The following is a 12,610-nucleotide window of genomic DNA, read 5'->3' as shown; positions in this document are numbered from 1 at the left end:
TTTACTGACTTTCTTTTACGAATTGATAGAGATAATAAAGATAAGTGATAGAAGAAAGGATAGCGATAGTTAACAGTAAATAATATTTCCAACCGCTTGATATGAGCATCAGTTGTGGAAAAGATAGAATCATAAAGTATAGTGCTAAGTTAAGTGTGCGCGTTTTTGGGGAGTCAATCTTTAGATAAGTCAGTACTTTGTTAAGTGCTAGAATAAAGACTAGCACGAGGAATGTCTCGTCGATTGGCAAGTTCCCTGAAACGATGATGAAGATGAGCAGTGAAGCAAACAAAAGATGATAGGTAAGTAAAGTTACTAGTGATTTCATAGGGCACCTCCTAATCCTCATCTTGCTCTTTTTTAGTTTTTGCAATGCGACGGGAGATGAGGAACTGTATGCTTGCTCCGAAGAAGATAGAACCAAGAATGCTTGATACACCATTTCTTATAGTGAGAAGAGAATGAAAATAGTCCTGACTGTCACCTATGAATATATCGAGAAGAGGAGTTATAAAAAATATCCATAGGCCAAAGAACAAACCGGCTTTCAGACCAGGGTAGTGTAGTTGCTTACTTTCTTTCTCATTCAGCATATCTGGTTCAATAGTTGTAATCCCTGTTTTTTTCATTTGGTAGGTGACATAGCCAGCAGCGATGAGGGCAATCACTAAAATCAGAGGAGGATAGACCAGCGCCACTTCTTGAGGGTATTTATAGGCCAGAAGGAGTGGAATAAGATTTCCGAAAATCATCAGATAAAAGAGGACGATAAAGACTTGGTTCCCAATACGATCGGCCTCACGCCGTTTGTATTCGTCAAGGGGACCAGAAATACCGTATGTGCGTTTGATCAGTTTTTCAGTGAGAGTTTCTTTTTTCATATGTTTGCTCCTTTTTTAAAAATCGTCTTCCCAAAAGAGACTGTTGAGGTCAGTTTGGAGACTGCGGGCGAGATTGAGGCAGAGTTCCAGAGTTGGATTGTACTTGTCGTTTTCAATCATATTGATGGTTTGTCTCGAGACACCGATATCCTTGGCGAGTTCGAGCTGGGAAATGCCCAGTTCCTTGCGAAATTCTTTCACACGATTCATCTGTTCTCCTTTCTGATGTGTGTCGTATATATTTGACTATATTATATTCTTCTATGGAGTAAATGTCAAGCATATTTGACATATTTCTTAAAGAAATCTTACTTTTTTTGACCTATTTGTCTGACAAGTGCAAGCTGGTTGGATTTGTGGTAAAATAGATAGGATATGACAAAAGAATTTCATCATGTAACGGTCTTACTCCACGAAACGATTGATATGCTCGACGTAAAGCCTGACGGTGTCTACGTTGATGCGACTTTGGGTGGAGCGGGCCATAGCGAATATTTATTAAGCAAATTAAGTGAAAAAGGCCATCTCTATGCCTTTGACCAGGACCAGAATGCCATTGACAACGCGCAAAAACGCTTGGCTCCTTACATTGAAAAGGGAATGGTGACTTTTATCAAGGATAATTTCCGTCATTTACAAGCACGTTTGCGCGAAGCTGGTGTTCAGGAAATTGATGGAATTTGTTATGACTTGGGAGTGTCTAGTCCTCAATTGGACCAGCGTGAGCGCGGTTTTTCTTATAAAAAGGATGCGCCCCTGGACATGCGGATGAATCAGGAAGCTAGTCTGACAGCCTATGAAGTGGTGAACGACTATGACTATCATGACTTGGTTCGTATTTTCTTCAAGTATGGCGAGGATAAATTTTCTAAACAGATTGCCCGTAAGATTGAACAAGCGCGTGAAGTCAAGCCAATCGAGACGACGACTGAGTTGGCAGAGATTATCAAGTCGGCTAAGCCTGCCAAGGAGCTCAAGAAAAAGGGCCATCCTGCCAAGCAGATTTTCCAGGCTATTCGAATTGAAGTCAATGATGAACTGGGAGCGGCAGATGAGTCTATCCAGCAGGCTATGGATATGTTGGCTTTGGATGGTAGAATTTCAGTCATTACCTTTCATTCATTAGAAGACCGCTTGACTAAGCAATTGTTCAAGGAAGCTTCAACAGTGGAAGTTCCCAAAGGTTTGCCTTTCATCCCAGATGATCTCAAGCCCAAGATGGAATTGGTGTCCCGTAAGCCAATCTTGCCAAGTGCAGAAGAATTAGAAGCCAATAACCGCTCGCACTCAGCTAAGTTGCGCGTGGCCAGAAAAATTCACAAGTAAGAGGAAAAAATGGTAGATAAGAAAGAAACAACCAGTCAATTCTTGCAGAATCGTATAAAAAAATTCTCACGTGTGGAGAAGGCTTTTTATCTTTCCATCGCTTTTACGGCTCTCGTTTTAGCAGTGAGCATTATCTTTATGCAGACACGGCTCTTGCAAGTGCAAAGTGATTTGACAAAAATCAATGCGCAGATAGAGGAAAAGAAGACAGAGCTCGATGATGCTAAGCAGGAAGTGAATGAATTGATTCGTTCAGAGCGCTTGAAAGAGATTGCGGATAAAAAAGATTTGAAATTGAATAATGAAAATATCCGAACAGCGGAGTAAGATATGAAATGGACAGAAAAAATAACCCGATTTGCGATAAAAAATCGTAAATCTCCGGCAAAAAACCGTAGGATAGTTGGCAAGTACCTCAGCTTTGTAGCTGTTGCCCTTTTTGCCCTCTTTTTAGCCAATTTTGCTTATATTATCGCAAAAGGTAATATATTTGGTACTGACTTGGTAAAAGAGGCTAAAAAGGTTCACCAAACAACTCGAATGGTTCCTGCCAAACGCGGGACTATCTATGACCGAAACGGAGTACCGATTGCTGAGGATGCGACTTCTTATAACGTCTATGCTGTTATTGATAAAAAATACAAGTCAGCAACTGGAAAAATTCTTTATGTAGAGGATTCGCAATTTAATAAGGTAGCTGAAGTTTTTCATAAGTATTTGGATATGGAAGAAGCTTATGTAAAAGAACAACTGGCTCAACCAAATCTGACCCAGGTTTCCTTTGGTGCAAAAGGAAATGGGATTACCTATGCCAATATGATGGCTATTAAAAAAGAGTTAAAAGATGCTAGTGTGGAAGGGATAGACTTTACAACTAGCCCTAACAGAAGCTATCCAAATGGCCAATTCGCTTCTAGTTTTATTGGCTTAGCCCAACTCCATGAAAACGAGGACGGCAGTAAGAGTTTATTAGGAACTTCTGGTCTGGAGAGTTCGTTACATACCATTCTAGCTGGGACAGACGGTATTATCACCTATGAAAAAGACCGTGTAGGAAATATCGTCCCAGGTACAGAGCAGGTTTCCCAACAAACGGTAGATGGCAAGGATGTTTATACGACTATTTCCAGCACCCTTCAGTCCTTCATGGAGACCCAGATGAATGCCTTTCAAGAAAAAGTAAAAGGCAAGTATATGACAGCAACCTTGGTTAGTGCTAAAACAGGGGAAATTCTTGCAACAACGCAACGGCCGACCTTTGATGCAGATACTAAGGAAGGGCTGACTAAGGATTTTGTCTGGCGTGATATCCTCTATCAAAGTAACTATGAGCCAGGGTCAACCATGAAGGTCATGACGCTCGCTGCTGCTATTGATAATAACACTTTCCCAGGAGGAGAAGTTTTCAATAGTAGTGAGTTAAAAGTAGCAGATGCTACTATCCGAGATTGGGACGTCAATGAAGGATTGACCGGTGGCAGAATGATGACTTTCTCTCAAGGGTTCGCTCACTCAAGTAACGTTGGGATGACGCTTCTTGAGCAAAAGATGGGAGATGCGACTTGGCTCGATTATCTCAATCGCTTTAAGTTTGGGGTGCCGACGCGTTTTGGTCTGACTGATGAGTATTCAGGTCAATTGCCTGCAGATAATATTGTTAATATTGCCATGAGTGCATTTGGTCAGGGGATTTCTGTAACGCAGACCCAGATGCTACGTGCTTTTACAGCCATTGCCAACGATGGGGTTATGTTGGAGCCAAAATTTATCAGTGCCCTTTATGATCCAAATGACCAGTCTGTCCGTAAGTCTCAAAAGGAAATAGTCGGGAATCCTGTATCGAAAGAAGCGGCATCAGTCACGCGTGACTACATGGTTATGGTTGGAACAGACCCTACATATGGAACCATGTATAACCACAGTACAGGCAAGGCAACTGTCAATGTTCCTGGGCAAAATGTAGCCCTCAAGTCTGGTACGGCCGAAATTGCTGATGAGAAAAATGGAGGCTACTTGGTTGGTTCTACCAACAACATTTTCTCTGTTGTGGCTATGAACCCTGCTGAAAATCCGGATTTTATCTTGTATGTAACGGTTCAACAGCCTGAACATTATTCAGGTATCCAGTTGGGAGAATTTGCCAACCCAATCTTGGAGCGGGCTTCAGCTATGAAAGAATCTCTCAATCTTCAATCTCCTGCTAAGAATTTAGATCAAGTGATGACAGAATCTTCTTATGCAATGCCTAGTATCAAGGACATTTCACCTGGTGAGTTGGCGGAAGCCTTACGCCGAAATATTGTGCAACCAATCGTTGTTGGTACTGGAACAAAGATTAAGGAGACTTCTGTAGAAGAAGGGACCAATCTTGCGTCAAACCAACAAGTTCTCCTTTTATCAGATAAGGTAGAAGAAATTCCAGACATGTATGGTTGGAAAAAAGAGACTGCAGAGACCTTTGCTAAATGGTTGGATATTGAGCTAGAATTTGAAGGTTCAGGTTCTGTTGTTCAGAAGCAAGACGTTCGGACCAATACAGCTATCAAAAACATTAAAAAAATTAAATTAACTTTAGGAGACTAATATGTTTATTTCCATCAGTGCTGGAATTGTGACATTTTTACTAACTTTAGTAGGAATTCCGGCCTTTATCCAATTTTATAGAAAGGCGCAAATTACAGGCCAGCAGATGCATGAGGATGTCAAACAGCACCAGGCAAAAGCTGGGACTCCTACAATGGGAGGTTTGGTTTTCTTAATTGCTTCTGTCTTAGTCGCTTTCTTTTTCGCCCTATTTAGTAACCAACTCAGTAATAATGTCGGTATGATTTTATTTATCTTAGTTCTTTATGGTTTAATCGGATTTTTAGATGACTTCCTCAAGGTCTTCCGCAAAATCAATGAGGGGCTTAATCCTAAGCAGAAATTTGCTCTTCAGCTTCTAGGTGGTGTTATTTTCTACCTTTTCTATGAACGCGGTGGTGATATGCTTTCTGTCTTTGGCTACCAAGTGCATTTAGGGATTTTCTATATTGTCTTCGCTCTTTTCTGGCTAGTCGGTTTTTCAAACGCAGTCAACCTGACAGACGGAATTGATGGTCTAGCTAGTATTTCCGTTGTGATTAGTCTATCTGCTTATGGAGTTATTGCCTATGTGCAAGGTCAGATGGATATTCTTCTAGTGATTCTTGCCATGATTGGTGGTTTGCTTGGTTTCTTCGTCTTTAACCATAAGCCAGCTAAGGTCTTTATGGGAGATGTTGGAAGTTTGGCCCTAGGTGGAATGTTGGCAGCTATCTCGATGGCTCTCCACCAAGAATGGACTCTCTTGATTATCGGAATTGTTTATGTTTTCGAAACAACTTCGGTTATGATGCAGGTCGGTTATTTCAAACTGACAGGTGGCAAACGTATTTTCCGTATGACGCCTGTGCATCACCATTTTGAGCTTGGAGGATTGTCTGGTAAAGGAAATCCTTGGAGCGAGTGGAAGGTTGACTTCTTCTTTTGGGGAGTGGGGCTTCTAGCAAGTCTCTTGACCCTCGCAATTTTATATTTGATGTAAGAATGGCACCCTGATGTTTCAGGGTGTTTTTGCGTTTAAATAGTCAATGAAAATCAGAAGGTAAACTAGGAAAGTTGACGAAGTCAGCTCAAAACACTGTTTTGAGGTTGTATATAAAGTAAATCTGACATGATTTGAAGAGATTTTCGAAGAGTATAAAAAATATTGGTCAATTAAAGTCAAATACCTTGACCTTTTCTGACCAATGTAGTATATTATAAACGTAAGGTAAATGAAAGCCTTACTAGAATACTTATAATCAAGGAAAATCAAAGATCGAACTAGGAAGCTAGTCGCAGGCTACTCAAAACATAACTGAGAGGTCGTAGATAAAACTGGTGAAAGTCAGTCACATATACCTATAATACTTAGGTTCAGCCGAATTTGACGTATTTTGAAGATAGTTTCGAAGAGTATAAAAATTATTGGTCAATTAAAGTCAAATTTCTTGACCTTTTCTGACTAATGTAGTATATTATAAACGTAGGGTAAATGAAAGCCTTACTAGAACGCTTATTTAAAGTAAAATTGAAAGAGGTGGGTCTATGTTTAATCTAGAAGTTTTCAGAAGTAAAGATAGTCTACTCCTGCTTGAAAAAGAAAAACCAGAAATAGTACGTAGAGTAGCGAGTTAGCTAGTCTAAATTTTTTAAAACAAAGGTCAAAGATAGTCAATATCAGTAATCATAACGAAGAACAACAAAATGAGGTAACAAATATGAACAACAACTTTAATAATTTTAACAACATGGATGATTTATTTAACCAATTGATGGGCGGTATGCGAGGATACAGTTCTGAAAATCGCCGTTACTTGATTAATGGACGTGAAGTAACACCTGAGGAATTTGCTCACTATCGTGCAACTGGTCAATTGCCAGGAAATGCAGAAACTGATGGACAAATGCCACAACAGACTTCAGGTATCAAACAAGATGGTGTCCTTGCTAAACTGGGTCGAAACTTGACAGCGGAAGCTCGTGAGGGCAAGTTGGATCCTGTTATCGGACGAAACAAGGAAATTCAAGAAACATCTGAAATTCTTTCACGCCGTACCAAGAACAATCCTGTTCTAGTCGGAGATGCAGGTGTTGGTAAGACAGCCGTTGTCGAAGGTCTAGCGCAAGCCATTGTGAATGGTGATGTTCCAGCAGCAATTAAGAATAAAGAAATTATCTCTATTGATATTTCAGGTCTTGAAGCTGGTACTCAATATCGTGGTAGCTTTGAAGAAAATATTCAAAACTTGGTAAATGAAGTTAAAGAAGCAGGAAATATTATCCTCTTCTTCGATGAAATCCACCAAATCCTAGGTGCAGGTAGCACAGGTGATGGTCAAGGTTCTAAAGGTCTTGCGGACATCTTGAAACCAGCCCTTTCTCGTGGTGAATTGACAGTGATTGGTGCAACTACTCAGGATGAATACCGTAACACTATTTTGAAAAATGCTGCCCTTGCTCGTCGTTTCAATGAAGTCAAGGTCAATGCTCCTTCAGCAGAGGATACCTTCAAGATCCTCCAAGGAATTCGTGACCTCTATCAACAACACCACAATGTTGTCTTGCCAGATGAAGTCTTGAAGGCAGCAGTGGATTACTCTGTTCAATATATTCCTCAACGTAGTTTGCCAGATAAGGCTATCGACTTGGTCGATGTGACAGCTGCTCACTTGGCGGCTCAACACCCAGTGACAGATGTACATGCTGTTGAACGTGAAATTGAAGCAGAAAAAGACAAGCAAGAAAAAGCAGTTGAGGCAGAAGATTTTGAAGCAGCTCTAAACTATAAAGCACGCATTGCAGAATTGGAAAAGAAAATCAAAAACCATACAGAAGATATGAAAGTGACTGCAAGTGTCAACGATGTGGCTGAATCTGTAGAACGAATGACCGGTATTCCTGTGTCACAAATGGGAGCATCAGACATCGAACGTTTGAAAGATATGGCTCATCGCTTGCAAGATAAGGTAATCGGTCAAGATAAGGCCGTTGAAGCAGTAGCAAAAGCTATCCGTCGTAACCGTGCTGGTTTTGATGAAGGTAGTCGCCCAATCGGTAGCTTCCTCTTTGTAGGTCCAACTGGAGTTGGTAAGACTGAGTTGGCTAAACAATTGGCCCTTGATATGTTCGGTACTAAAGATGCGATCATTCGTTTGGATATGTCGGAATACAGTGACCGAACAGCTGTATCTAAATTGATTGGTACCACTGCCGGCTACGTTGGTTACGATGACAACAGCAATACCTTGACAGAACGTGTACGTCGCAATCCTTACTCAATCATCCTTCTTGACGAAATTGAAAAGGCGGATCCACAAGTCATTACCCTTCTCCTCCAAGTCTTGGATGATGGTCGTTTGACAGATGGTCAAGGAAATACAGTAAACTTCAAGAATACTATCATTATCGCAACTTCAAATGCTGGGTTTGGTTATGAAGCCAACTTGACAGAAGATGCAGACAAACCAGAACTCATGGACCGTTTGAAACCATTCTTCCGTCCAGAATTCTTGAACCGTTTCAATGCTGTGATCGAATTCTCACACTTGAGCAAGGAAGCTCTTTCTAAGATTGTTAATTTGATGTTAATTGATGTCAATAAGACCCTTTCTAAGAAAGAAATCGACCTAGCAGTGAGTGATGCAGCCAAAGAATATATGACCGAAGAAGGTTACGATGAAGTCATGGGTGTTCGTCCACTCCGTCGTGTAGTTGAACAACAAATTCGTGACAAAGTCACAGACTTCCATTTGGATAATCTTGATGCTAAACACCTAGAAGCTGATATGGAAGATGGCGTTTTGGTCATTCGTGAAAAAGCCTAAATCAAGATCTTGAAAATAAAAAAAGGAACCAGTTCAAAAGCTGGTTTCTTTTTTATTATTAGATGACATGACGTTCAAAGGCATCATCTGAAATACCTCGTTCTAGGATGAGTTTCGCCCATTCTTTAGCAGAAAAGAGGCTGTGATCCTTGTAGTTTCCGCAAGATTCAATAGTTGTTCCTGGGACATCTTCCCAAGTTGTTGTCTCAGCGATTTCTTTTAATGAATCCTTGATAACTGCTGCGATTTCAGCGCTAGAATGACGTCCCCACATAATCATATGGAAGCCTGTACGGCAACCAAATGGTGAACAGTCAATCATACCGTCGATGCGGGTACGGATGAGTTTTGCCAGGAGGTGCTCAATTGTGTGAAGACCAGCGGTAGGGATAGAGTCTTCATTTGGTTGCACCAAGCGAATGTCATAATTGGAGATGATATCACCTTTTGGTCCTGTTTCTTCCCCAATCAATCGAACATAGGGTGCTTTAACAATGGTGTGGTCAAGTTCAAAACTTTCAACAATAACTTCTTTTGACATGGTAGATCCTTTCAGTTTTCTTTTTTTATTATAACATAAAGCTGGCTCTTGAGACAGAGAGAAAACCCCTCCGAGGGTGGAGAGGTTCGAATCGTTATTTACGATACAAGCGGTCATATTGGTAGTAAGGGTCAAAGGTTACATTGATACCCAATTTACGAAGGACATTCTTGTCTTCATCTGTCAAGATGATAGTTGAGTGGGCTTCGCTTCCTTTGAGGTTGCCAAGTTCTTCCATAGCGCGGGCAGCGTCAGGATTTTCCATAGCTGTGATAGCAAGTGCAATCAGGATTTCATTTGAATGCAGGCGTGGATTCCGACTACCGAGATGATCGATTTTAAGACCTTGGATTGGCTTAACAACTTCAGGTTCGATTAGTTTTACTTCTTTAGCAATGTCAGCTGATTTCTTGATGGCATTGATCAGAGCAGCTGCTGTAGGGCCAAAGAGTTCTGAGTTCTTACCTGTGACGACTTCACCAGTTGGCAATTCAAGGGCTAGGGCTGGTCCACCAGTTTCTTCAGCTTTTTGACGTGCAACGACAGCAACCTTACGGTCTGCAGGTGTGATACCGAGGTCGTTCATGAGAAGTTCAATCTTCTTAACAGCAGATTCGCCTACTTTTTCGGCTTTGAAATCAAGAACGGTTTGATAGTAACGACGGATGATTTCTTGCTTGGATGCTTCAATGGCAGCGTCGTTATCAGTGATTGCAAAGCCAACCATGTTGACTCCCATATCTGTTGGAGAAGCGTATGGAGATTCTCCAAGGATACGTTCTAACATGCGTTTGAGAACTGGGAAAATTTCAATATCACGGTTGTAGTTGACAGTGGTTTCTCCATAAGTTTGGAGATGGAATGGGTCAATCATGTTGACATCATCTAGGTCTGCTGTGGCAGCCTCGTAGGCTAAGTTGACTGGATGATGAAGTGGGAGATTCCAAACTGGGAAGGTTTCAAATTTAGCGTAACCAGATTTGATGCCATTGATTTGGTCGTGGTACATGTTAGACATACAGGTTGCCAACTTACCTGAACCAGGCCCAGGAGCAGTCACGACAATCAAGTTACGACTGGTTTTGATGTAATCATTTTTCCCCATACCATCAGGAGAAATGATGTGATCCATATCCGTCGGATATCCTTTGATTGGATAATGAAGATAAGAATCAATCTCGTTTTTTTCGAGTTGGTTGCGGAAGGCATCTGCAGCTGGTTGGCCAGCATACTGTGTGATGACAACGGAACCAACAAAAATCCCAAGTTCGTTGAATTTATCAATCAAACGAAGGACCTCTTGGTCGTAGGAAATGCCCAAGTCACCACGTGCTTTAGAATGCTCGATGTTGCTCGCATTAATGGCAATCACGACCTCAACTTGCTCTTTCAATTCTTGCAAGAGTTTGATTTTGTTGTCAGGCTCATAACCAGGGAGGACACGAGCAGCGTGGAAATCTTCTAACATTTTGCCACCAAACTCCAAGTAGAGCTTGCCGTCAAATTGGTTAATGCGCTCCAAAATATGGTCGCGTTGTAGATTCAAATATTGTTCAGAACTAAAAGCTTGTTTTTTCATTTTTTTACCTCTGACCTCTATTATAATAAAAAATTGGAAGTTAGGAAACTATGGAGTTAAAAAAGAAATCAAAAAGATTAGGCAAACGCTTGCACAAAGTTCTGAAAAGCGCTATCATAGACTATAGATTATTAAAATAATGAGGTAAGAAAATGCAAGAAAAATGGTGGCACAATGCCGTAGTCTATCAAGTCTATCCCAAGAGTTTTATGGATAGTAACGGAGATGGAATTGGTGATTTACCAGGAATTACCAGTAAGTTAGACTATCTAGCCAAGTTAGGGATTACAGCGATTTGGCTTTCTCCCGTTTATGACAGTCCGATGGATGATAATGGCTATGATATTGCTGATTATCAAGCGATTGCAGCTATTTTTGGGACCATGGAGGATATGGACCAACTGATCGCAGAAGCTAAGAAGCGTGATATTCGTATCATCATGGACTTGGTGGTCAATCATACATCGGATGAACATGCTTGGTTTGTCGAGGCTTGTGAAAATCCTGATAGCCCTGAGCGTGACTACTATATCTGGCGGGATGAGCCTAACGAATTGGAATCAATTTTCAGTGGTTCTGCCTGGCAATATGACGAAAAGGCTGGTCAATATTACCTGCACTTTTTCAGTAAGAAACAACCAGACCTTAACTGGGAAAATGAAGAACTACGACAAAAAATCTATGAAATGATGAATTTCTGGATTGATAAAGGGATCGGTGGATTTCGTATGGACGTTATTGACATGATTGGGAAAATTCCTGATCAGAAGATTGTCAACAATGGGCCCATGCTTCATCCCTATCTCAAGGAAATGAATCAGGCAACTTTTGGAAATAAAGAGCTCTTGACAGTAGGGGAGACATGGGGAGCAACGCCCGAGATTGCTAAGCTCTACTCGGATCCAAAGGGGCAAGAATTGTCTATGGTCTTCCAGTTTGAACATATCGGTCTTCAGTATCAGGAAGGTCAGCCTAAGTGGCACTATCAAAAAGATTTAAATGTAGGGAAGTTAAAAGAAATCTTCAATAAATGGCAGACAGAGTTAGGAGTTGAAGATGGCTGGAATTCGCTCTTCTGGAATAATCATGACCTCCCTCGTATCGTCTCAATCTGGGGAAATGACCAAGAATACCGCGAAAAATCTGCCAAAGCCTTTGCGATCTTACTTCATCTCATGAGAGGAACTCCTTATATCTACCAAGGTGAGGAGATTGGGATGACCAACTATCCGTTTGAAACACTGGACCAAGTAGAAGATATTGAATCCCTCAACTATGCGCGTGAGGCTCTTGAAAAAGGCGTTCCGATGGAAGAAATCATGGACAGTATCCGTGTTATTGGACGCGACAATGCGCGTACTCCAATGCAATGGGATGAGAGCAAAAACGCTGGTTTCTCAACAGGTCAACCTTGGTTGGCTGTTAATCCAAACTATCAAGCAATCAACGTTCAGAAAGCACTGGCAAACCCAGATTCTATTTTCTATACTTATCAAAAATTGGTAAACATTCGTAAGGAAAATAGCTGGTTGGTGAGAGCTGATTTTGAACTCCTTGAAACGGCTGAAAAAGTCTTTGCTTACATCCGTAAAGATGGCGATCGTCGATTCCTAGTTGTGGCTAACTTGTCCAACCAAAAGCAAGAGTTTGCGGTTGAAGAACCAACCACATCTGTCTTGATTGAAAATACCTCAGTAGAAGCAGCTTTAGCTACACAGACCTTGGCTCCGTGGGATGCTTTTAGTGTGGAATTACTATAAGCATTTTTTACGGAAAAATTTAAAAATGATATCGTATAAAAATAAGGGAGGACTGTATGAAAGACAGAAATCCTTTATTTTTTATGACCTACATTTAGAAGCTTTGATTCTCAAAATTAAATTAACTTTACAAA

11 protein-coding genes are annotated in these 12,610 nt (G+C 40.9%); 6 read left to right on the top strand and 5 right to left on the bottom strand.

Features of this window, described 5'->3' with window-relative positions; translation table 11 throughout:
- Position 1: 1 nt before the first annotated feature.
- From D2908_RS05625 to D2908_RS05615, 3 genes are read right to left on the bottom strand one after another with little or no spacing between them, the layout of a single operon-like run.
- Entirely contained in the window at positions 2–328 is a 327-nt protein-coding gene (locus D2908_RS05625; RefSeq protein ID WP_117305533.1) for a hypothetical protein, read from the bottom strand.
- A 10-nt stretch (positions 329–338) separates the two neighbouring features.
- Positions 339–881: a DUF3278 domain-containing protein gene (locus tag D2908_RS05620; RefSeq protein ID WP_117305531.1), complete on the bottom strand. Its 543-nt coding sequence runs from the start codon at positions 879–881 to the stop codon at positions 339–341.
- Between the two features lie 15 nt (positions 882–896).
- Positions 897–1,091 carry a helix-turn-helix transcriptional regulator gene (locus tag D2908_RS05615; protein WP_001082470.1) on the bottom strand — a complete coding sequence of 65 codons (195 nt, stop codon included), beginning with the start codon at positions 1,089–1,091 and terminating at the stop codon, positions 897–899.
- A gap of 165 nt (positions 1,092–1,256) precedes the next feature.
- Here D2908_RS05615 and rsmH point away from each other — a divergent pair, with 165 nt between their 5' ends.
- The 5 genes from rsmH (at position 1,257) to D2908_RS05590 (ending at position 8,596) form a co-directional block, all read left to right on the top strand.
- Positions 1,257–2,207 (top strand): 16S rRNA (cytosine(1402)-N(4))-methyltransferase RsmH, encoded by a 951-nt coding sequence (gene rsmH / locus D2908_RS05610; protein WP_117305530.1) that lies wholly within the window; start codon positions 1,257–1,259, stop codon positions 2,205–2,207.
- A gap of 9 nt (positions 2,208–2,216) precedes the next feature.
- Positions 2,217–2,534, top strand: a complete 318-nt coding sequence (gene ftsL / locus D2908_RS05605; RefSeq protein ID WP_000227824.1) for a cell division protein FtsL — start codon at positions 2,217–2,219, stop codon at positions 2,532–2,534.
- A 3-nt stretch (positions 2,535–2,537) separates the two neighbouring features.
- Positions 2,538–4,790 carry a penicillin-binding protein PBP2X gene (pbp2X, locus tag D2908_RS05600; protein WP_117305528.1) on the top strand — a complete coding sequence of 751 codons (2,253 nt, stop codon included), beginning with the start codon at positions 2,538–2,540 and terminating at the stop codon, positions 4,788–4,790.
- 1 nt (position 4,791) lies between these two features.
- Positions 4,792–5,772 (top strand): phospho-N-acetylmuramoyl-pentapeptide-transferase, encoded by a 981-nt coding sequence (gene mraY, locus D2908_RS05595; RefSeq protein WP_117305526.1) that lies wholly within the window; start codon positions 4,792–4,794, stop codon positions 5,770–5,772.
- A 718-nt stretch (positions 5,773–6,490) separates the two neighbouring features.
- Positions 6,491–8,596 (top strand): ATP-dependent Clp protease ATP-binding subunit, encoded by a 2,106-nt coding sequence (locus tag D2908_RS05590; RefSeq protein WP_117305525.1) that lies wholly within the window; start codon positions 6,491–6,493, stop codon positions 8,594–8,596.
- A gap of 58 nt (positions 8,597–8,654) precedes the next feature.
- Here D2908_RS05590 and D2908_RS05585 read toward each other — a convergent pair whose 3' ends face one another.
- Both D2908_RS05585 and D2908_RS05580 read right to left on the bottom strand, forming a co-directional pair.
- Positions 8,655–9,137 (bottom strand): S-ribosylhomocysteine lyase, encoded by a 483-nt coding sequence (locus D2908_RS05585; protein ID WP_117305523.1) that lies wholly within the window; start codon positions 9,135–9,137, stop codon positions 8,655–8,657.
- 94 nt (positions 9,138–9,231) lie between these two features.
- Positions 9,232–10,716: a DUF1846 domain-containing protein gene (locus tag D2908_RS05580; protein WP_117305521.1), complete on the bottom strand. Its 1,485-nt coding sequence runs from the start codon at positions 10,714–10,716 to the stop codon at positions 9,232–9,234.
- Between the two features lie 152 nt (positions 10,717–10,868).
- Here D2908_RS05580 and D2908_RS05575 point away from each other — a divergent pair, with 152 nt between their 5' ends.
- A complete protein-coding gene (locus D2908_RS05575; protein WP_117305519.1) occupies positions 10,869–12,476 on the top strand; it encodes an alpha-glucosidase in 1,608 nt (535 codons plus the stop codon).
- Positions 12,477–12,610 lie beyond the last annotated feature (134 nt).

The organism is Streptococcus sp. LQJ-218, assembly GCF_003428885.1.
Taxonomy (GTDB): Bacteria; Bacillota; Bacilli; order Lactobacillales; family Streptococcaceae; genus Streptococcus.
Note: the sequence above shows the minus strand (reverse complement) of the source record. Positions and strands in the feature narration are given on the sequence as shown.

What these genes read in the sequence shown, in the direction of transcription:
- D2908_RS05590 (WP_117305525.1), top strand. Translation starts at nt 6,491, where the DNA reads ATGAACAACAACTTTAATAATTTTAACAACATGGATGATTTATTTAAC.
- D2908_RS05580 (WP_117305521.1), bottom strand. Translation starts at nt 10,716, where the DNA reads ATGAAAAAACAAGCTTTTAGTTCTGAACAATATTTGAATCTACAACGC.
- mraY (WP_117305526.1), top strand. Translation starts at nt 4,792, where the DNA reads ATGTTTATTTCCATCAGTGCTGGAATTGTGACATTTTTACTAACTTTA.
- D2908_RS05615 (WP_001082470.1), bottom strand. Translation starts at nt 1,091, where the DNA reads ATGAATCGTGTGAAAGAATTTCGCAAGGAACTGGGCATTTCCCAGCTC.
- D2908_RS05575 (WP_117305519.1), top strand. Translation starts at nt 10,869, where the DNA reads ATGCAAGAAAAATGGTGGCACAATGCCGTAGTCTATCAAGTCTATCCC.
- ftsL (WP_000227824.1), top strand. Translation starts at nt 2,217, where the DNA reads ATGGTAGATAAGAAAGAAACAACCAGTCAATTCTTGCAGAATCGTATA.
- D2908_RS05585 (WP_117305523.1), bottom strand. Translation starts at nt 9,137, where the DNA reads ATGTCAAAAGAAGTTATTGTTGAAAGTTTTGAACTTGACCACACCATT.
- D2908_RS05625 (WP_117305533.1), bottom strand. Translation starts at nt 328, where the DNA reads ATGAAATCACTAGTAACTTTACTTACCTATCATCTTTTGTTTGCTTCA.
- D2908_RS05620 (WP_117305531.1), bottom strand. Translation starts at nt 881, where the DNA reads ATGAAAAAAGAAACTCTCACTGAAAAACTGATCAAACGCACATACGGT.
- pbp2X (WP_117305528.1), top strand. Translation starts at nt 2,538, where the DNA reads ATGAAATGGACAGAAAAAATAACCCGATTTGCGATAAAAAATCGTAAA.
- rsmH (WP_117305530.1), top strand. Translation starts at nt 1,257, where the DNA reads ATGACAAAAGAATTTCATCATGTAACGGTCTTACTCCACGAAACGATT.